An 18,056-nucleotide genomic window follows, 5' to 3' on the forward strand; every position below is an offset into this window, starting at 1 on the left:
CGGACCGGGAACGGCACCGTCACGGCCGGGAACGCGTCCCCGCTCTCCGACGGCGCGTCCGCGGCGTGGCTGGGCAGTGAAAAGGCCGCCGGGATCCTGGGCCTGGAGCCTTTGGCCCGGATCGCCGGGCGCGGCGCGCACGCCAACGATCCCCAGTACTTCGGCTACGCCCCGGTCGAGGCCGCGAACAAGGCCCTCGCCAAGGCCGGGATCGGCTGGGACCAGGTCGGCGCGGTCGAACTGAACGAGGCGTTCGCCGCGCAGTCCCTGGCCTGCATCAACGCCTGGGGCATCGATGCGGGAATCGTGAACCGGCACGGCGGCGCGATCGCCATGGGCCACCCGCTCGGCGCCTCCGGCGGCCGCATCCTCGGCACCCTGGCCCGTTCCCTGCAGGCCTCCGGGCAGCGCTGGGGCGTCGCCGCGATCTGCATCGGCGTCGGCCAGGGCCTCGCCGTCGTGCTCGAAAACGTAACTTCCCGCGATGCGGCATAGAGGACAGGGCAAAGACAGATGCTGAATTTCATCGACACCGTCGGCGAGGCCGTCGCCGGCATCAAGGATGGTTCCACCGTGATGATCGGCGGCTTCGGCAACGCCGGGCAGCCGTTCGAGCTCATCGACGCGCTGCTGGAGTGCGGCGCCACCGGCCTGACCGTGGTGAACAACAACGCCGGCCAGGGCGACCAGGGCCTGGCCCTGCTGATCAAGGAAGGCCGGGTGAAGAAGATGATCTGCTCCTTCCCGCGGCAGTCCGACTCCTGGCATTTCGACGCCAGGTACCGCGCCGGCGAGGTTGAGCTCGAACTGGTCCCGCAGGGAAACCTCGCCGAGCGGATCCGTGCCGCCGGCGCCGGGATCGGCGGTTTCTTCACGCCCACCGGCTACGGCACCATGCTCGCCGAAGGCAAAGAAACCCGCTTCCTGGACGGCAAGTGGCAGGTGTTCGAGACCCCCATCCACGCCGACGTCGCCCTGATCAAGGCCCTCACGGCGGACGGCCGGGGCAATCTGGTCTACCGTAAAACCGCGCGGAACTTCGGCCCCATCATGGCCGCCGCCGCGAAACACACCATCGCCCAGGTGTCCGGGATCGTCCCCACCGGCGGCCTGGACCCGGAAAACATCGTGACCCCCGGCATCTACGTCAACAGCATTGTGAAGGTGGCCTGAGATGAGCATCCCAACCAATGACCAGAGTCTGCGGACCGGCAACCAGGCTGATCTCCAGACGTCCGGCAAGCCGCTGGGCCGTGACGATCTCGCGCGCCTCGTGGCCCGCGACATCGTCCCCGGATCGTTCGTGAACCTCGGCATCGGCCAGCCCACCCTGGTCTCGAACTACCTCGAGCCGGAGCAGAACATTACGCTCCACACCGAGAACGGCATGCTCGGCATGGGCCCGGAGGCCACCGGGGACCAGATCGACGGCGACCTCATCAACGCAGGGAAGATCCCCGTGACCGAACTGCCGGGGGCGTCCTACTTCCACCACGCTGACTCCTTCGCGATCATGCGCGGCGGACACCTGGACATCTGCGTCCTGGGCGCCTTCCAGGTTTCCGCCACCGGCGACCTCGCCAACTGGCACACCGGGGCCCCGGACGCGATCCCCGCCGTCGGCGGCGCCATGGACCTCGCCACCGGCGCCAAGGACGTCTTCGTCATGATGACGCTCCTGACCCGCGACGGCGTGTCCAAACTCGTGGAGACCTGCACGTACCCGCTCACCGGGATCGGCTGCGTGACCCGCGTCTACACCGACAAGGCCGTCTTCCTGACCGGACCCGACGGCGTCCAGGTGCGGGAGACCTTCGGCTGCACGCTCGAGGAACTCCAGGCCATGGTCCCGATGCCGCTCCGGGCGGCGGACCCAAGCTGACGGGCCTGCGGCCGGACAAGCTGTGGGCACCGCTAAAGTGATGCGGGACCGAGAGGCGGAAAATGACTGAGCCAGCCAAGAGCGGCGGCGCGCCCGCGGCCAGCGACCAGTACGTGCAGTCGCTGGCGCGCGGGCTCGCAGTGATCCGTGCCTTCGACACGGAACACCCCAAGATGACGCTGACCGAGGTGGCGGCCCGGACCGAGCTGACCCGGGCCACCGCCCGGCGGTTCCTGCACACGCTCGCGGAGCTGGGCTATGTCCGCACGGACGGCAAGATCTTCGCCCTGACTGCCAAAGTGCTGCAGCTCGGCTACGCCTACCTGTCCGGGCTCTCCCTGCCGCAGCTCGCCCAGCCGCACCTGGAAGAGCTCTCCCTCGAACTGGGGGAGTCGACGTCGGCCGCGGTGCTCGAAGGCACCGACATCGCCTACATCGCCCGGGTGTCCACCCGGCGGATCATGACGGTCGGCATCACGGTGGGCACCCGCTTCCCCGCCTACGCCACCTCCATGGGCAGGGTGCTGCTCGCGGCCCTCCCGCCGGCGAAGCTGGAAGAGTACCTTGCGGCCGCCGAGATCCGGCCCCTGACTCCCGGAGCCATCGGAACGCGGGCCGCCCTCCTGGCGGAGCTGGATACTGTTCGCGCCCAGGGCTGGTGCCTGCTGAACCAGGAGCTGGAGCTGGGCCTGATGTCCATCGCGGCGCCCGTCCACGACGGGCCGAAAGTCGTGGCGGCCATCAACGTCTCGCTGCAGGCCCAGACAGTGTCCGCGCAGCCCGAACCGGACGCCTACCTCAAGGCCGTGCGTGAGGCGGCGCTGGCCACGGCGGAAATTATCTCCGAGGACCTGACCTCGGGCCGGTGAACCGCGTCTCAGACGGGACGTCCGGGAAGGGGTACGTCTGGGAAGTGGTACGTCCTGGGAAGAGAACCGTCAGGCAGCGGGATCCGGGATGGGCTCTGTTGAAACCGTGATCGTCACGCCACCGGGTTCGTCACCGATTTTCAAGTGCAGGTCCCTGCCCACCAGCAGGGCATGGATGTCTTCGCTGCCTCCGGGCGCGATCTGCTCGGCCAGCCGTGTGAGCGCCAGCGCCATCGCCCGGCCCCAGTCGTGCGGATCGACGCTGGACGATTCTGCCGTCGCTGAGTAATTCTCTGTTTCAGTCATCTGCCCCCGCTTTCGGCGTCCGGAGCGCAGCCTCCGGCACATCACGAAGTCCAGTCTAGTGAGCCTGCGGAGCGCACGTCCACGATTCGCGCCAGCCCTGCGCAGGTTACGCGGGCACTGCGGCTAGGATTTTAGTTCGGGAACCCTCCGCCGAATTGCCCCTAAGGACGCCATGACAGAGAACAGCACCGCGACGTCGGAGACCCTGGAAACCGGGGACAATACAGCGTCCCGGCGCGCCGCCGTGGTTATCAACCCCATGAAGTCTCCCGGTGAGAGCTTCCGCGCCTCCTTCTTCCGCCTGTGCGAGACCCAGGGCTGGGCGGAGCCGCTGTGGCTGGAAACCACGAAGGAGGACACCGGGCTGGGCCAGGCCCGCGAGGCGCAGGAGGCCGGAGTCGACGTCGTAATCGCCGCAGGCGGCGACGGAACGGTCCGCTGCGTGGCGGAAGTCCTCGCAGGCACCGGAACGCCGATGGGCCTGGTGCCCCTGGGGACCGGGAACCTGCTGGCCCGCAATCTCGGCATCGACATCACCGACCCCGTGGCGGCCAGCTACGACGTCCTGAGCGGCACGGACACCAAGGTGGACGTAGTGAAGGCCACGCTGGACCACGCCGAGACGGAATCCACCTTCCTGGTGATGGCCGGACTTGGCTACGACGCCGCCATCATGGCCAACACCGTCGACGAACTCAAGGACCGCGTGGGCTGGCTCGCGTACGTTGAGGCGGGCATCCGGCACCTGCCGGGCAAGCCCATCAGGGCGAAAATCAGCATTGACGGTGAGCACCCGGTACGGCGCCGCATCCGCAGCGTGATGGTGGGTAACTGCGGCAAGATCATGGGTGGCGTGGAGATCTTTCCCGACGCCAAGATCGACGACGGCATCCTGGACGTCGTGATTTTGGCCCCCATCGGCCGGTTCGGCTGGCTGGATGTGCTGGCCGGTGTCTTCGGCCGGAGGAACTCCAAGAACGCGTCGGTGGAATATTTCGCCGGAAAGTCAGCCGAGATCGAACTCGCCCACGAGCAGGAATTCCAGCTCGACGGCGACCCGCTCGGCAAGGCCAAGCACCTCAAGGTCACGGTCGAGCAGGATGCCCTCACCATCCGGATGACAGGCATCTGACCCCGCGCCAACCATCGGGCGGCTATTTCACCGGCCAGCCGGGCCGCCGGCCTGCCGGGCCGGCTAACGCGCCGCCGGCCGGTGCGCCAGGATCTCCGCGAGTTCGGCCAAACGGTGTGCGCGGGCAGACTCGGCAGGCGTAAACGGCTCGCCGGGCCGGGAAAACGTAATGGGCCCGTGCCACGCCGTAGGGATTTTCAGGACCGTCCCGTCACCGCCCGTGGAGGGCGGGCCCTCGGTGATGCCGGCGGCCGTTCCGGGGATGATCCGTGCCCGCAGCAGTTCCGCGACCGCCAGCGGCAGCTCCTCCGGGCTGGCGGCGATCCGGGCGGCCAGGCTCAGTGCCCCGGTTTGCCCGTCGGCCATGGCCAGGGCGGTGGTCGGCCAGACGTGCGGGTCCGCTCCGCCGCCGGCCCGGAGCGCCCGGAGCAGCTCGGCTTCGCGGACTTCGCCCGGAGCCGAGAGCACAAACTCGTCCAGCACACCGCCGGCCACGGGATGAACATGAATGCTGAGGATGTTCGTGTTCAGCGCGGCCAGGGCCTGCGTCAGTTTCTGCAGCGACCCGGGCTTGTCTTTCAGGACGGTCCGCGCCCGCCACAGGGCGGGTGCGGCGTCGAGCCGTTTGCGGTGCCGCAGGGCCGGGGCATGCAGCCAGCCCCTGAGCATCCGGGCCGCCGAGGGCTCGGCCACCCAGATCACCAGGATGGTCGCGGTCAGGGTCAGCACCAGGACCTTGGCAACGTAGGGCAGGTGGGTTTCCACCGCCGCCGCGTGCACCAGCAGTTCGATCGGGAGCATCACGGCGACATTGGCCAGGGTCAGCCGTGCCTTGGTCGGTTCGGGCATCTGGCCGCACACTTCGCAGCTCAACTCGGAGGTGGCCGGGGACTGGGCTTTGCCGGTGGTTTTGGCAGGGTTTTTGCCTGCGGAGGTGCGCGTCATGCTCCCATGATCCCGGCCGGCTGTTTCGGCCCGGTTGCCGCCGGGTGACGGTTTCGCGCCGGGACCGGGACCGGGCCAGGCCAGGTGATCGTGCTGTTACAGGCCCGGTCCACCCTCCGGGCCGCGCTGGAGCAGGTGGCGGTGGGCGTAAAGGTCGCGGAGCAGGGCGACCTCGGCCAGGTGGTGGATCATCTCACGGTTGATGTGCAGGATCAGTGCTGCCATGGGGGCATCGGCGTACGGGCCCTCGGCCGGCCCGCAGGGTGCCGCCAATCCCGATTCGTGGAGGCCCTTCACGCCGTGGATCCACCGGCCGTAGTACTCGTCCAGCTGGGCCAGTGCCCCGGCCGCGGTGCCGGGGTAGGCGAAGCTCTGGTAGTCCAACGGTGGGCCGCCAAAGTGCGATGCCGTGCGTGCGCCGAGGACGCCGACCAGAATGTGGCACAGGCGCCACGCAATGGTTGTCACCGGAGCAGGAATGGGCTCCGGGTAGCTGAAATCTATGGTGAATTCGCCCGAACCCGGCGCGGCCAGCGGTGTTGAGGCGTCTTTGCGGCGGACATTCCAGCCCGGTACCGGCTCCCAAAAGTACTCGTGGTCAGTCAACCCCTCCAGCCGCGGCCGGGCCTTATTGGCAAAATGCCAGTCCAGTTGGTCCACCAGCTCGTGGTTCCAACTAAGGTCCGGCATGGTGTTCCTCCTTGGCAGCCCAGCTCGCGCGGCGGGCCCCTACATCAAAGCACTCCGGTCCGGCCGCCCGCCAGAGGGCCCGGCAAGGACGGGTCAGACGTGAGTTCGGCTTGCGGTTCCGGCCGGCTCGGACGAGTGTGCCCTCCCGTCTGGGTACTCCCCGTCCCGGTGTTCCCAGTCCGGGTGTTCCCCGACGCGGGCACGGGTGGCGGCGGAGTCCGGGCCGGCCAGATTGGCCAGCAGGTCGCGGATCTCGGCCAGCAGCGCGGTGTCGGCCGGGATCGGTTTCTCCTCGGGCTCGGCTGCCTTGAGCCGGTTCTTGACCATTCGGTTGATCCGGTTCATGGGGGCCACGAAAATGAAGTACACCACCGCGGCGGTGATGAGGAAGGTCAGGAAGGCCGTCACCACGGCGCCGATGTTGACGAAGGTCTTGTCGTTGCCAGGCCAGACGTAGAAGCCCAGGCCGTGGGTCTCGACTCCGCCGGCGGCAGCCAGGATCGGGTTGACGATGTTTGCGGTGAACGCGCTGACCAGGGCGGTGAAAGCGGTGCCGACCACGACGGCGATGGACAGTTCGATCACGTTGCCGCGCAGGATGAAATCCTTGAATCCTTTGAGCATGGGGAACCTCCGGTGTGCGTTGCGGGCTTGATTCAACCGATAGACGCTACCACTTCGCGGTGCAGCCGGCCGATCCCGATCAACGGATTCCGATGCCGCCGCCGCGCCGTTCCGGCGTAAACTCCCTCTTGGATGCCAGCGCCGCCGTCGTAACACTCCGGCTGTAACGAAAGGCGCCTGAACTCATGAACAAATGCGTGAGAACCCGCCCATGAAGAGCTTTTTCGCTCTGAGGCCGGCGCTATGAAGGTGTTCGCCGAGATGTTCACCATCGCGCCGGGCAACAAGGACCACCAGGTTGCCTTCCGCTGCGCCGTGGGAGTCTTTGTTCCGCTGATCACGCTGGTGCTGCTGGACCGCCTGGATCTGGCAATCTTCGCTTCCTTCGGCGCCTTCACCGGCATCTACGGCCGCAACGAGCCGCACGCCAGGCGTCTGACCCTGCAGGTCCGCGGCGGCGGGCTGATGCTGCTGGTGATGTTCCTGGCCGCCCTCACCGCGCGGGTGGACGCCCTGGCCGGGCTGTCGGCGGCAGGCACCACCTGGGTCCTCGTGGTGGCCACCACCGTGATCGCGTGGGGCTGCTCCCTGGTTGTCGCGTGGTGGCGCCTGCGCCCCTCCGGTTCGCTGTTCCATATCTTCGCGTTCGCGGCCATCGCGTCAATCCCCAACCAGCCGCCGCTGTGGCAGGCCATGCTGGTGGCCGTCCTCACGGTGGCCTTCTCCCTGCTGCTCGGCCTGTCCTCGCGGGTGGCCCGGAGCCACCGGACCCCGTGGGTGAATCCGAGACCGGCGGCCCTCACTCCGCGGGAGACACGCACCGCGTGGCATGAAAGCTGGGGCTACCTCGTGGCGGCAGGCTTGGCGGGAACGCTGGGAACCCTGGCCGGGGAATGGCTGGGCATTGGCCACAACTACTGGGCGATGGTGGCCGCCGTCGTTCCGCTGGTGGGCCACACCACCCGGCACCGCGTCAGCCGCGGCCTGCAGCGAATCGCGGGCACAGCCCTGGGGCTGGTGCTGCTCGCCGGCATCCTGCTCCTGCAGCCGACGCCCTGGCAGACGGTGCTGGTCATTGCCGCGTGCCAGTTCGGCGCCGAGATGTTCATCGCCCGCCAGTACATGCTGGCGCAGGTTTTCGTCACGCCGCTGGCCCTGACCTCGACGCTTCTCGTGGCGCCCGTGCCGCCCGGCCTCCTGCTCCGCGACAGAATCGTCGAGACCATCATCGGCGCCGCCGTCGGCATCGCCGTCGTGCTGGCGCCCGGCGCGTGGCGCAAACTCGGGGGCCGCCGCGAGGCGCGGACCCCGGGGCGCTTCTCCTAGGCGCGACTGACGGCTACGAGTGCCCGACGCTGGCGCCGGCGCGGGACACTGCCGGGACGGTCTGCGGGACAAAGGCGAGGGCGAGCACCGCCAGGACCGCGGCCGCGGCGAAAACATAGAAGCCCCACGGGTAGGCGATGCCGGCGGCCACCAGCGCGCCAGTGACGGCCGGGCCCATAATTGCCCCCAGCCGGCCCACGCCGGCGGCAAAGCCCAAAGCGGTGCCGCGCAGGCGGACGGGGAAGAGCTGGGTGACCCAGGCGTAGACCAGAACCTGGGAGCTGAAGACGAACACGCCGGTGACGAAGACGGCGGCATAGAGCACCACTTCGTTCTGGATCTGGACGCTGAGCGCAGCCAGGAACACGGCGGAGAGGCCAAACCAGAGCAGGACGATCTTCTTGGTCCCGTGCCGGTCGGCCAGGACGCCGGCGATCAGCAGGCCCACCACGGCGCCCACGTTCAGGACCAGGAGCAAGGCGAGGCCGGCGTTCAGGCTGTAACCGGCGGAGGCCATGAGCTGCGGCAGCCAGGTGTTCAGGCCGTAGACCAGCAGCAACCCCATGAAGGACGCCACGGCCACACCGGCCGCTATCAGCGGGTAGGGCTTTCGGCCCAAATCCCGGAAGCTGGCGCGTTCTTCCGCGGGCGCGGCCGCAGCCTGCGCGCGGGCCTGGCTGCCGGCCGGGGACTTGGCGGCCGCAGGGATGTGGTGGACCGGCGGGAGGGTCTCCGGAAGCTTGAACCACAGGAAGGGGACCAGGGCGAAGCCGGCCAGGCCGCCGGCCACGAACATGGTCCGCCAGCTTGGAATGACCATGAGGGCCAGGAACGCGGTGGCCACGGCGCCGACGTGGTACCCGGTCATGGTCCGGGTGGTGGACTTTCCGGCCGTTCCGGCGGGTGCGTAGTCGTTCATGTACGCCAGCGCGGCGGGCAGGCAGGCGCCCAGGCCGAGGCCCGCCAGCAGCCGGAACGTGCTGAACCACGCCACGTTGGGTGCGAAGACGACGGCGATCGTAAAGAGGGAGAACCACGCCACACAGGCCACCAGCAGGTTCCGCCGGCCAAAGCGGTCCGAGAGCGGGGCGATGAAGAGCGCGCCGAGCCCCACACCCACCAGGGAGACGGTTGCCGCGAACGTCGCCCCAACGGCGTCGAAGCCAAGTTCCTGCGACTTGATGAGGGTCGGGATGACCGTGCCGAGCACCACCAGGTCAAAGCCGTCCAGCACCATGGCCAGCCAGCAGAGCCACACGGGCCACCGTGATTTCTCCCCCGATGACGACGACTTGTCCAATGACGACGTTGACATTGTTACCTCAGCGCTAGTGTTTAGGTGATTCCGTGCCCCGGCCGGCGTTCGCGGGGCCTCTTTCCATTGTGAGAGTTCTATCACCGCACCGTGTTGCATGGGACACTTAAAACCATTCAACGGAAGGGATATGGTGGCCAACTCGAACTCCGGCGACTCGGTGGTGGACCGGGTCCTGCGGTTGATTGCCGCGTTCCCTGAAGGCGTCACGGCGCTGCCGCTCTCGGAGCTTGCCGCGAGGGCGGAGCTCCCCCTGACCACCGCGCACAGGCTCGTCCGGCAGTTGGCCGGGCATGGCCTGCTCGACGTCGGCCCCGGCGGCTCCGTCAGCCTGGGCTTGCGGCTCTGGGAGCTCGCCAACCGCAATTCCCCCACGCTCGAGCTCCGCCAGGCAGCCCTGCCCTTCATGGAAGACATCCAGCAGGTGCTGCATCAAAACGTGAACCTCGCCGTGCTGGACGGGCGGGAAGCGCTCTTTGTGGAGCGGCTGTCCCGCCGCGGCTCCGTCGCCAACCGGGCGCAGGTGGCCGGCCGGATGCCCGTGCACGTGTCCTCCGCCGGGCTGGTGCTCATGGCCAACCAGCCCCGCCCCGTCCAGGCCGAGTACCTCGAGGGATTCAGCGATCCGACCGGCCGGCTGGCCCTGGAGGATCTCCGCGCCCTCCTTGGCGAGGCCGCCCACCGGGGCTATGCCCAGCTGGCCGGCGTCGTGGACCCTGACACGTGGGGGATCGCGGTTCCGGTGCTGGACCGCAGGAAGCACGCCGTGGCGGCGCTCGGCGTCGTTGTTCCCCTTCGCGAGGTGCGCCTGCAGGCGCTTGTTCCCGCCCTCCAGACGGCGGCGCGGGGGATCGGGCGGCGGCTGGGAGAGCCCCGCGAGAATCCTGTATTCCATTCAGCGGAATCCATGTAACGCGTATCACCCCCGGGGGAGCACACTGTTAGCCGGAAGACGAAAACGGCCCCGGCCCCGACCGCCCGGACCCCGCAACGAAGCGAGACGCACATGGCACAGCGAAAAGTCATCACCACCCAGGTAGCCATCATCGGGGCCGGCCCGGCCGGACTCATGCTGTCCCACCTGCTGGCCAAGGCCGGCATCGAATCCACCGTGCTGGAGATACGCAGCCACCAGGAGATCTCCGAGACGGTCCGTGCCGGCATCCTTGAGCACGGCTCTGTCAACATGCTCGTCGACAGCGGTGTCTCCGACCGCGTGCTGCGTGACGGCGACCGGCACGACGGAATCGAACTGCGTTTCAACGGCGAAAGCCACCGGATCGACTTCCAGGACCTCGTCGGGGAGTCGGTGTGGCTGTACCCGCAGACGGACGTGTTCCTGGACCTCGCCGCACGCCGGAAGGCCGACGGCGGCGATGTCCGCTACGGCGTCACGGACACCACCATCCACGACATCGAAGCCAAGCCCAAGGTCTGGTTTACGGATGCGGACGGCGTCGAGTACGAGCTCCAGGCCGACTTCATCGCCGGCGCGGACGGCTCGCGCAGCCACTGCCGGTTCCAGATTCCCGAGGCGCACCGCAAGTGGTACTTCCACGAGTACCCCTTCGCCTGGTTCGGCATCCTGGCCGAGGCGCCGCGCAGCTCCGACGAGCTGATCTACGCCAACTCGGAGAACGGCTTCGCCCTGATCAGCCAGCGCACGGAGACGGTTCAGCGGATGTACTTCCAGTGCGACCCCAACGAGGACGTCAACAACTGGGATGAGGACCGCATCTGGGAGGCCTTCCGCAGCCGCGTCAACGGCAACGGATTCGAGGTCAAGGAAGGGCCCGTGATCGACAAGACGGTCCTGAAATTCCGCAGCTTTGTCCACGCCCCCATGCGGCACGGCAACCTGTTCCTCGCCGGAGACGCCGCGCACACGGTGCCGCCCACCGGGGCCAAGGGCCTGAACCTGGCGCTGCATGACGTCAAGGTCCTCTTCGAGGGATTCGACAGCTTCTACGCCACCGGCTCCGCCGCGCTCCTGGACGCCTACAGCGACCGCGCCCTGAACAGGGTGTGGAAGGCCCAGCAGTTCTCCTACTGGATGACTTCCATGCTGCACACCCCGGCCGGCGCCGATGATTTCTCCCGCGCCCGCCAGCTTGGCGAGCTCCAGTCCGTGGTGTCCTCCCGCCACGGCAGCGCCTACCTCGCGGAGGCCTACACCGGCTGGCCGGGCGCCCGCTAGACCGGCGGCCGGGATGACGTCAAGTCAGCACCACTCACGGAACGCGGACGGGCTCCCGCGCAGCTTCTGGCAGGACCGGCGCCGTGGCTTCCGTGTCGTCGGGGCGGACTTTTTCGGTCTTCGCGGTTTTCCGCCCCGCTCTGCCGTAGACGAGGTACATGGTCACTCCGGTGATGACCATCAGCAGCACCGTATAGACGAAGGTGTTCGAGACCCCGTCTACGCCCTCGGAGCCGTCCGTGTTGGCCTTGATGACGAGGCCAAGGGGCTGGAACAGCGGGTGGGCCAGGAAGATTGCCGTGTCGTAGTCGTCCAGCATGCTGTTGAAGTTCAGGGCTGCGATGGCGGCCGCCGCCGGCAGCACGATCGGGAGCAGGATCCGGCGGAACACGTACAGAGTCTTGGCGCCCATGAGGTTGGCGGCTTCCTCGAGCGAGGAGTTGACTGACGCGAAGGAGGCCTTGAGCATGCGCAGGGTGAACGGGATCTTGACGGTCACGAAGGCGATGAGCAGGATTACAGTCGTGCCGGTCAGCACCGCGCCGCCCACTAGCGGATTCGGATGGTCGTAGCTGAGGATCAGGCCCAGGGCGAGCAATGCCGAGGGCAGGATCCACGGAATGTGGAGCAGATACTCGACGGCGCTCGTGATCCAGTTTCGGTGCTTCTGCAGGAGTCGGGCGACGAACAGCAGCCCGCCGACGGCGATCACCGCGGCCAAGGCGCTGTAGACCAGGCTGATGATGAAGGGCCGCAGTCCCGAAGGCTGCGTCAGCACCCGGACGTAGTTGTCCAAAGTGAGACTGCCGGGCGAGAGCTGTCCGGTCTGGATCGCGGCGCCGTCGGCGAAGGAGTACAGCACGATCAGCACCACCGGCAGGGTGTAGACAGCGAACAGCAGATAGGCGGCGGCGTGGACCGCGACATTCGCCACGGGGTTGCGGATCTGCTGCTTCTGCAGACCGGAGGCGACTTTTGAGACCGAGAAGTAGGTTCCGCCCTTTTCCAGCCGCGTCATGACAGCCAGCATCACAATGGTGGCCAGGCCAAGGATCACGGCAAGCAGCGCGGCGAGATCTCGCGACGTCGGGCTGTTGCTGAACGTGAGGATCATCGGCGTGATGGTTTGGAAGTCCCGTCCGCCGAGGACCTGCGGAGCGGACAGCGCGCCGAGTCCGGTCAGGAATGAAAGCACCGTCACCGCAAACAGGGTGGGCTTGAGCATCGGCAGAACGACCCGCCGCAGGATGGTCCAGGTCGAGGCTCCCATGTTCCTGGCCGCTTCGATGGTCTGGTAGTCGACGCCCTTCAGCGCGTTGGTGACGAACAGCATGTGGTTTGTGGTGGTGGCGAACGTCATGACGGCCAGGACGGCAAAGAAGCCGGAGAACCAGCCCGGATCCATGCCGGGAAACATCCCGAGCAGGAAGCCGGTGACAATGCCTTTGTCCCCGTAGATGAACTTGTAGCCGGCCGCCAGCACGATGCCTCCATAGATAAACGTCGTGGCGTAGCCGAGGAACAGAATCCTCGAGCCTCGGATCCTGAAGTACTGCGTGACCAGCACGATGAAGATGCCCACCACATTGACGGTGATGGATAAGGCCACGGCAAGAAGGAAGCTGTTGCCCAGCGACTTCATCGCCCGCTGGGAGGAGAAGAGCTTCTGGGCGGCCCGGCCGGAGAAGCTCCCGTCCGGGAAGAATGTCTGGATCAGCACGTTGGCATTGGGCCAGACCAGGAACGCCGCGATGAACCACGTCAGGGCGACCCCGACGATCAGGACGGCGGGGGAGCGGAGCATGCTGCGGGTGCTGGCGCCTTTAGAGTTGCCCCGCCTGCCCGCGCCGCTCACGGGAGGAAAGCTTCCTGCAGCCGGTTTCCCAAAGCGGCGCCGGTTTCCGCGTGGTACTGCAGGACGTGGGAGGGCTGGACGTACACGGTTGCCTGGCTGCCCGTGCCGGGATGGGCGCCGCCGTCTTCCTTGACCAGCAGCCGGATATCGGCGCCGTGGCAGCGGACCACGTACCTGCTGTGCAGGCCGTGATACGTCTTGGACACAACCGTTCCGTCCAGTGGAACGGCCGAGCCGTCCCCGCCCGAGGAGTCGAGGGACGCTTTTTCCACCCGCAAGTAAGAGCTGGCTGTGGGATCGAGGGTGTGCCCGGACCGCCGGTTCAGTTCCGCGACGAACCCGGCGGTGAGGTGGGAGCTGTCCCCGATGAAATTGCAGACGAACTCGGTGGCAGATTCGTCGTAGATGCTTTGTGGAGTGCCGACCTGTTCCACCACCCCGTGGTTGAAGACCGCCACCCGGTCACTCATGGCCAGTGCCTCGTCCTGGTCATGGGTGACATAGACCGTAGTGATGCCGAATTCGCTTTGGAGGTCCTTGAGCTGCTGCCGGAGCTGGTGCCGGAGCTTCGCATCCAGATTCGAGAGCGGCTCGTCCAACAGCAGTATCTTGGGCTGCAGCACCAGCGCCCGGGCGACGGCGACGCGCTGCTGCTGCCCGCCGGAGAGCTCCGCCACGTTCTTGCGCAACTGCTCATCGGAGAGATCAACACGCCTGGCGATATCGCGGACCAGCCGGTCACTCTCGGCCGGTTTCTCCCCGCGGACCCGCAGTCCGAAGGCAATGTTCTCCCACACGCTCATGCTCGGGAACAAGGCATAGTTCTGGAAGACCATACCGACCTGGCGTTTGTCGCTGGGGAACCGGGTGACGGCCTTGCCGTCAACGTAGACCTCGCCGGCGGACGGTTCAATGAACCCGGCCAGGGTGCGCAACGCCGTCGTCTTTCCGCAGCCGGAGGGACCGAGCAGCGTGAAAAACTCGCCCTCCTTCACATCGAGGTTCAGCTCGGGTATGGCGGTGAAATCACCGAAAGTGACTTCGATGTTCTCGAAACGGATCATGGCAACCTGTCTTTCTGGCGGCAGAACAGCTGGACGGCGAACACGGAGGGCAGGGCTGCGGCCCCCCCCGCGGGGGGCCGCCCCCCCCCCCCGGGCTGGGCCCACTCACCCTGCGTTTGCGCGCTTCCGAACCAGTTGATGAATTTCAGGGCCTCGTCCTTTTTCTTCGTTCCCTTGACCAGGGCGACCTGCTCGATGGCCAGTGGCACGCCAACGGAAGGCATGACGGTCTCCACATTGACCTTGAAGGACTTTTCGCGTTCGCTAATGATCGAGGAGGGCATCTGGCCCATGTCTGTTTCGCCGGAGGCGATTCGGGCGAAGAGATCAGTCTTGGCCACCGCCGGGGTTCCGTTCTTGAAGTACTCTTCGACCTGCTTCCAGCCTTCGTCGGAGATGCCCAGATCGCCGCCGTCGTCCTTGTACCTTGTCAGGATGCTGGCGAAGACCAGTTGCGCTGTGGCGGTGCCGAGGCCGGTGACACGCTCGTAGCGGGACTTGAATTTGTCCTGGGTCCACAGATCAGTCCAGTCCTTGGGGGCTTGGTCCTTGCTGAACTTCCCGGAGTTGTAGCCGAGGAGGATCGCCTGCTGGACCAGCGGCCAGTAGGCCTTGCTGTCGGCCTTGTCTCCCTTGGTGCCGTCGACTTCCCCGGACCAGGAGGGCGTGAAGGGCTCAATCGCACCGGCCGCCTTGATTTGTTCGAAGTACATGTTGTTCAGCCCGAACGCGACGTCGGCAATCGGGTTGTTCTTCTCGGCGATGAGCTTGTTGGTGGCGTCCGCGCCGCCGGCCCCGACGATTTCGACCTTGAAGCCGGCCTCCGCGGCCTTCTGCGTTAGCCACTCGCCGCGACCTTCACCGTTGGAGTTGGTGTAGACGATGAGAGTCTCGCCGGAGGGCGGTCCCGCGGGAGCAACGGCTGCGGGCCCGGGGGCTTTTTCGGATGAGGCCGCCGGGTCGGCGGCGCCCCCTCCGCAGCCGGAGAGCACGGTAACTGCGACGGCGGCGGCAACCATGGATTTCAATCTGCGCACGAGTGAACTCATTTCTGAACGGGACCAGAGAGCATTTGTCCGGTCAGCCTATAGGGGCAAATGCAGGACTCGGCGATTATAGCTATCGATTCGATAAAATAGCCGGACCGGGGCCTTTGAGTCTCCTCGGTCAGGCGGAACGGGTTGCGCCCGCGGGATTAACCCGGCGTGAACATCAGGGGCGGCCCGGCGGGGCTCATATTTTCCGTCGACAGGCACCGGGGCCAGGACTAGCCTTGAACCGTCCCAGCACGACCCGACAAGGATGACGGAGAGGTGTCCGATCATGGGAACCGAAGAGAATGTTGAACTGGTCCGGCGGGGTTACACGGCCTTCAACGCAGGGGATATGGCGACCCTCAGCGACCTGTTCGCGGAGGACGCAGTCTGGCACGTTGCCGGAAGCGGCGTGCTATCCGGAACCAAACAGGGCCGCGACGCGATTCTGGCGTACTTCGGTGAACTGGGCGCGCGCACCCAAGGTCACTTCCAAGCCAACGTCGAGGACATCGTCGGCGGGGAAAACCACACGGTCGCGATCCAGCAAACCCACGGGGAAGCCAACGGCAAAACCCTGGACATGCCTACCGTCATCACGTTCGTGGTTCGCGACGGACAGATCGCGGAAGGGCGGGAGTTCTTCGAGGACACGGCCAAGGCAGACGACTTCTGGACCTGACCGAACAACCGCCTGATCGGCCCCGCCCGCAGGCTGTTTCCATCATCGGCGGCGGCATCGCCGGGCTGGCTCTTGCAGCCCGGCTGGATCCCGCGCGTTTCGAGGTCACGGTCACAGAACAGCGGTGCGGGCTCCCGACCGTGGGGACATCCTTGGCCATGTGGCCCGCGGCCCAGCGCGCCCTCGGCGATTTGGGCATCCTGGACGCCGTCAGGGAGGCCAGCCCGGTGATCGACGGCATGACCGTCCGGGCGGCCTCCGGCAGGGCATGGACATCAGCGCAGGCGACGGGGCTGATCGGCGTCTCCCGGGTTGATCTCGTCCGGCTCCTCGACGGTGCAGTCCCGGCCAGCGTGCGCCGGGTGTCCGGCCGCCTCGACGTCGTCCGTCCCGGTCCTGCCGGCCTCGTGGTGGGCGCTGACGGTGTCCACAGCGCGGTGCGCCGCAGCTGCTGGGGTGCCCGCTCCGGTGCCCGGTACACCCGCTACCTCGCGGTCCGCGGCGTGGTTCCCGGATCGCTGTGGCGGGGGCACACGGGCGAATACTGGGGCCGCGGGCAGCTCTTCGGGATTGGTCCCGCGGCGGCCGGGACCAACTGGTACGCGGCGTTCCGCTCCGGGGCGGGACACGGAAGCCTCGACGTCGCCGCGGTCCTGGCGGAAACCCGCGCCCGCTACGCAGGCTACGCCCCGGGCATCCGCGACGTCCTGGCCGCTGCGGAACCGGAAACAACCCTGGTGCAGCGGATCTGGACGACGCCGCCGCTTGGCAGCTATGTCCGCGCCCGGGTGGCACTCCTCGGGGATGCCGCCCACGCGATGACACCCAACCTTGGCCGGGGTGCCTGCGAGGCGCTGGTCGATGCCGTGACCCTCGCGGCGCTGCTCAATACCCGGCCCGTGGACGAGGGGCGCTGGGCGCCTACAACCGGGCGCGCCACCTCCGCACGCAGGCGTTGCGGTGGGCGTCGTCGGCCGTGATGCGGCTGGCCCTGGCGGAGCGGGGCCAGCCTGTGCGGGACGCGCTGCTGGGCTTGGCTAGTCCTGGTCCAGGGTCTCGGTCAGATGGTGCGTTGGAATCCGGTCCCGGTCGTAGGTGATCTCGGTATAGCCGTGCGGCTCTGGCTTGCCGGACGGGCTCAGGTTCACGAAGACGATCTCATCAATGGTGAGGATGCTGCGGCGCGTGATCATGTTCCGGACTTCGGCCCGCATGGTCAGCGATGTCCGGCCGAAACGGGTCGCGGTTAGGCCCATTTCGATCAGGTCGCCCTGGACCGCGGAGCTGACAAAGTTGATTTCGGAGATGTATTTGGTGACGGCCCGGCCGTTGCCCAGCTGCAGGATGGCGTAGATGGCCGCCTCCTCGTCGATCCACTTCAGCAGGCTCCCGCCGAACAGGGTGCCGTTGGCGTTGAGGTCCTCGGGCCGCACCCATTTGCGGGTACGGAAGGTGATGTCGGCCGATTCCATAGTGCGAGGTTAGCCGACTCCGTGACCGGCGGCGTTGTGTGACGCAGCCGGCCCGGGGAGGCGCGCGGCCTCACGCCATGGCGGTGTGCGCGGCGCTGTGCGAATCGATCGGCTTCGCGTAGCAGTACGAGTGCACCAGGCCGACATAAGGCCCAAAGTTCGGCACGGAAACGAAGCCCGAGTTCTCGTAGAACTGCCGGCCGTCGGTCTGCACCGAGCCGGCCTCCGCAGTCAGGGTGGTGATTCCCAGCGCGTGGGCGTGGGCTTCGAGGGCCGCGAGGATGGAGCTCGCCACTCCTGAGCCACGGGTGTAGGGCAGTACGTAGAGGCGTTTGATTTCAGCGGTGGTGGCGTCCAGCATGCGAAGGCCGCCGCAGCCCACCGGCTGGCCTGAGGCTTTGTCGTGCGCCACCAGGAACACCGCCGTGTCCGCTTCCGACGGCGGCGGGCCGGGTTCGTGGTCGGGCCGGCCGAAGCGGGCCTCGAGTTCCGCCTGCTGGGCTGCCCTCAGGTCCGCGCCGACGGGGTTCGCCCAAGTGACCTGACGGATGTTGAGCCGCGGGTTGGTCTGCATCACTGCCTCGATTCGCCGAAGTGTTATGCAGTCCAAGGCTAGGCACCAGCGGTTTCGGCTGTGTTTCCTGCCGGTAAGCGTCGCGAGAA

18 protein-coding genes and 2 pseudogenes are annotated in these 18,056 nt (G+C 67.2%); 10 read left to right on the forward strand and 10 right to left on the reverse strand.

Going from position 1 to position 18,056, the window contains the following annotated elements:
• The 4 genes and pseudogenes from AC1DBX_RS16165 to AC1DBX_RS16180 all read left to right on the forward strand — a co-directional run.
• Nucleotides 1–495: pseudogene (locus tag AC1DBX_RS16165) on the forward strand (3-oxoadipyl-CoA thiolase); the annotation flags it as partial.
• Nucleotides 496–513: 18 nt separating this feature from the next.
• Nucleotides 514–1,173 carry a 3-oxoacid CoA-transferase subunit A gene (locus AC1DBX_RS16170; RefSeq protein ID WP_476851417.1) on the forward strand — a complete coding sequence of 220 codons (660 nt, stop codon included), beginning with the start codon at nucleotides 514–516 and terminating at the stop codon, nucleotides 1,171–1,173.
• 1 nt (nucleotide 1,174) lies between these two features.
• Entirely contained in the window at nucleotides 1,175–1,882 is a 708-nt protein-coding gene (locus AC1DBX_RS16175; protein WP_230007404.1) for a 3-oxoacid CoA-transferase subunit B, read from the forward strand.
• Nucleotides 1,883–1,944: 62 nt separating this feature from the next.
• Nucleotides 1,945–2,751 (forward strand): IclR family transcriptional regulator domain-containing protein, encoded by an 807-nt coding sequence (locus AC1DBX_RS16180; protein WP_476859616.1) that lies wholly within the window; start codon nucleotides 1,945–1,947, stop codon nucleotides 2,749–2,751.
• Nucleotides 2,752–2,820: 69 nt separating this feature from the next.
• On the opposite strand, the gene AC1DBX_RS16185 is transcribed toward AC1DBX_RS16180, so the two are convergent.
• Complete coding sequence (locus AC1DBX_RS16185) at nucleotides 2,821–3,057, reverse strand: hypothetical protein (protein ID WP_476851420.1); 237 nt, start codon at nucleotides 3,055–3,057, stop codon at nucleotides 2,821–2,823.
• A 172-nt stretch (nucleotides 3,058–3,229) separates the two neighbouring features.
• Here AC1DBX_RS16185 and AC1DBX_RS16190 point away from each other — a divergent pair, with 172 nt between their 5' ends.
• Nucleotides 3,230–4,189, forward strand: coding sequence for a diacylglycerol/lipid kinase family protein (locus tag AC1DBX_RS16190; RefSeq protein WP_476932220.1), 960 nt, complete (start codon nucleotides 3,230–3,232; stop codon nucleotides 4,187–4,189).
• Between the two features lie 63 nt (nucleotides 4,190–4,252).
• Here the strand turns inward: AC1DBX_RS16190 and AC1DBX_RS16195 are convergent, their stop codons facing one another.
• The 3 genes from AC1DBX_RS16195 to mscL all read right to left on the reverse strand — a co-directional run bounded on the left by AC1DBX_RS16195 (nucleotide 4,253) and on the right by mscL (nucleotide 6,448).
• Nucleotides 4,253–5,134, reverse strand: coding sequence for an ACT domain-containing protein (locus AC1DBX_RS16195; protein ID WP_476932221.1), 882 nt, complete (start codon nucleotides 5,132–5,134; stop codon nucleotides 4,253–4,255).
• Nucleotides 5,135–5,230: 96 nt separating this feature from the next.
• Entirely contained in the window at nucleotides 5,231–5,824 is a 594-nt protein-coding gene (locus AC1DBX_RS16200) for a DinB family protein (protein ID WP_230007521.1), read from the reverse strand.
• 93 nt (nucleotides 5,825–5,917) lie between these two features.
• A complete protein-coding gene (gene mscL, locus AC1DBX_RS16205) occupies nucleotides 5,918–6,448 on the reverse strand; it encodes a large conductance mechanosensitive channel protein MscL (protein WP_476932222.1) in 531 nt (176 codons plus the stop codon).
• 243 nt (nucleotides 6,449–6,691) lie between these two features.
• Here mscL and AC1DBX_RS16210 point away from each other — a divergent pair, with 243 nt between their 5' ends.
• Entirely contained in the window at nucleotides 6,692–7,774 is a 1,083-nt protein-coding gene (locus AC1DBX_RS16210) for an FUSC family protein (protein ID WP_476932223.1), read from the forward strand.
• A gap of 13 nt (nucleotides 7,775–7,787) precedes the next feature.
• Here AC1DBX_RS16210 and AC1DBX_RS16215 read toward each other — a convergent pair whose 3' ends face one another.
• Nucleotides 7,788–9,089, reverse strand: coding sequence for an MFS transporter (locus AC1DBX_RS16215; RefSeq protein WP_476932224.1), 1,302 nt, complete (start codon nucleotides 9,087–9,089; stop codon nucleotides 7,788–7,790).
• A 133-nt stretch (nucleotides 9,090–9,222) separates the two neighbouring features.
• Here AC1DBX_RS16215 and AC1DBX_RS16220 point away from each other — a divergent pair, with 133 nt between their 5' ends.
• Together AC1DBX_RS16220 and AC1DBX_RS16225 are read left to right on the forward strand one after the other, a co-directional pair.
• A complete protein-coding gene (locus AC1DBX_RS16220; RefSeq protein WP_476872301.1) occupies nucleotides 9,223–10,002 on the forward strand; it encodes an IclR family transcriptional regulator in 780 nt (259 codons plus the stop codon).
• A gap of 93 nt (nucleotides 10,003–10,095) precedes the next feature.
• Entirely contained in the window at nucleotides 10,096–11,286 is a 1,191-nt protein-coding gene (locus AC1DBX_RS16225; protein ID WP_476857689.1) for a 4-hydroxybenzoate 3-monooxygenase, read from the forward strand.
• A 34-nt stretch (nucleotides 11,287–11,320) separates the two neighbouring features.
• Here the strand turns inward: AC1DBX_RS16225 and AC1DBX_RS16230 are convergent, their stop codons facing one another.
• From AC1DBX_RS16230 to AC1DBX_RS16240, 3 genes are read right to left on the reverse strand one after another with little or no spacing between them, the layout of a single operon-like run.
• Nucleotides 11,321–13,090 (reverse strand): ABC transporter permease, encoded by a 1,770-nt coding sequence (locus AC1DBX_RS16230; RefSeq protein WP_476932225.1) that lies wholly within the window; start codon nucleotides 13,088–13,090, stop codon nucleotides 11,321–11,323.
• Nucleotides 13,091–13,137: 47 nt separating this feature from the next.
• Nucleotides 13,138–14,205: an ABC transporter ATP-binding protein gene (locus AC1DBX_RS16235; RefSeq protein ID WP_476932226.1), complete on the reverse strand. Its 1,068-nt coding sequence runs from the start codon at nucleotides 14,203–14,205 to the stop codon at nucleotides 13,138–13,140.
• Entirely contained in the window at nucleotides 14,202–15,254 is a 1,053-nt protein-coding gene (locus tag AC1DBX_RS16240; RefSeq protein WP_476932227.1) for an extracellular solute-binding protein, read from the reverse strand. Before AC1DBX_RS16240 ends, AC1DBX_RS16235 begins: the two co-directional genes overlap by 4 nt.
• Nucleotides 15,255–15,528: 274 nt before the next feature.
• Between AC1DBX_RS16240 and AC1DBX_RS16245 the strand changes: the two genes are divergently transcribed.
• Both AC1DBX_RS16245 and AC1DBX_RS16250 read left to right on the forward strand, forming a co-directional pair.
• Nucleotides 15,529–15,921, forward strand: a complete 393-nt coding sequence (locus AC1DBX_RS16245; protein ID WP_230008143.1) for a nuclear transport factor 2 family protein — start codon at nucleotides 15,529–15,531, stop codon at nucleotides 15,919–15,921.
• Between the two features lie 44 nt (nucleotides 15,922–15,965).
• Nucleotides 15,966–17,020 (forward strand): annotated as a pseudogene (locus tag AC1DBX_RS16250) (FAD-dependent monooxygenase).
• Here AC1DBX_RS16250 and AC1DBX_RS16255 read toward each other — a convergent pair.
• Both AC1DBX_RS16255 and AC1DBX_RS16260 read right to left on the reverse strand, forming a co-directional pair.
• Complete coding sequence (locus tag AC1DBX_RS16255; RefSeq protein ID WP_079555099.1) at nucleotides 16,959–17,393, reverse strand: acyl-CoA thioesterase; 435 nt, start codon at nucleotides 17,391–17,393, stop codon at nucleotides 16,959–16,961. The pseudogene AC1DBX_RS16250 and the gene AC1DBX_RS16255 overlap by 62 nt on opposite strands.
• A gap of 70 nt (nucleotides 17,394–17,463) precedes the next feature.
• A complete protein-coding gene (locus AC1DBX_RS16260; protein ID WP_043436378.1) occupies nucleotides 17,464–17,967 on the reverse strand; it encodes a GNAT family N-acetyltransferase in 504 nt (167 codons plus the stop codon).
• Nucleotides 17,968–18,056 lie beyond the last annotated feature (89 nt).

The organism is Arthrobacter sp. 10N44_2, from assembly GCF_056394385.1.

Bases quoted from the DNA above. Each gene is read 5' to 3' on its own strand.
- AC1DBX_RS16170 (WP_476851417.1), top strand. From the start codon at position 514: ATGCTGAATTTCATCGACACCGTCGGCGAGGCCGTCGCCGGCATCAAG.
- AC1DBX_RS16175 (WP_230007404.1), top strand. From the start codon at position 1,175: ATGAGCATCCCAACCAATGACCAGAGTCTGCGGACCGGCAACCAGGCT.
- AC1DBX_RS16180 (WP_476859616.1), top strand. From the start codon at position 1,945: ATGACTGAGCCAGCCAAGAGCGGCGGCGCGCCCGCGGCCAGCGACCAG.
- AC1DBX_RS16185 (WP_476851420.1), bottom strand. From the start codon at position 3,057: ATGACTGAAACAGAGAATTACTCAGCGACGGCAGAATCGTCCAGCGTC.
- AC1DBX_RS16190 (WP_476932220.1), top strand. From the start codon at position 3,230: ATGACAGAGAACAGCACCGCGACGTCGGAGACCCTGGAAACCGGGGAC.
- AC1DBX_RS16195 (WP_476932221.1), bottom strand. From the start codon at position 5,134: ATGACGCGCACCTCCGCAGGCAAAAACCCTGCCAAAACCACCGGCAAA.
- AC1DBX_RS16200 (WP_230007521.1), bottom strand. From the start codon at position 5,824: ATGCCGGACCTTAGTTGGAACCACGAGCTGGTGGACCAACTGGACTGG.
- mscL (WP_476932222.1), bottom strand. From the start codon at position 6,448: ATGCTCAAAGGATTCAAGGATTTCATCCTGCGCGGCAACGTGATCGAA.
- AC1DBX_RS16210 (WP_476932223.1), top strand. From the start codon at position 6,692: ATGAAGGTGTTCGCCGAGATGTTCACCATCGCGCCGGGCAACAAGGAC.
- AC1DBX_RS16215 (WP_476932224.1), bottom strand. From the start codon at position 9,089: ATGTCAACGTCGTCATTGGACAAGTCGTCGTCATCGGGGGAGAAATCA.
- AC1DBX_RS16225 (WP_476857689.1), top strand. From the start codon at position 10,096: ATGGCACAGCGAAAAGTCATCACCACCCAGGTAGCCATCATCGGGGCC.
- AC1DBX_RS16230 (WP_476932225.1), bottom strand. From the start codon at position 13,090: ATGCTCCGCTCCCCCGCCGTCCTGATCGTCGGGGTCGCCCTGACGTGG.
- AC1DBX_RS16235 (WP_476932226.1), bottom strand. From the start codon at position 14,205: ATGATCCGTTTCGAGAACATCGAAGTCACTTTCGGTGATTTCACCGCC.
- AC1DBX_RS16240 (WP_476932227.1), bottom strand. From the start codon at position 15,254: ATGAGTTCACTCGTGCGCAGATTGAAATCCATGGTTGCCGCCGCCGTC.
- AC1DBX_RS16245 (WP_230008143.1), top strand. From the start codon at position 15,529: ATGGGAACCGAAGAGAATGTTGAACTGGTCCGGCGGGGTTACACGGCC.
- AC1DBX_RS16255 (WP_079555099.1), bottom strand. From the start codon at position 17,393: ATGGAATCGGCCGACATCACCTTCCGTACCCGCAAATGGGTGCGGCCC.
- AC1DBX_RS16260 (WP_043436378.1), bottom strand. From the start codon at position 17,967: ATGCAGACCAACCCGCGGCTCAACATCCGTCAGGTCACTTGGGCGAAC.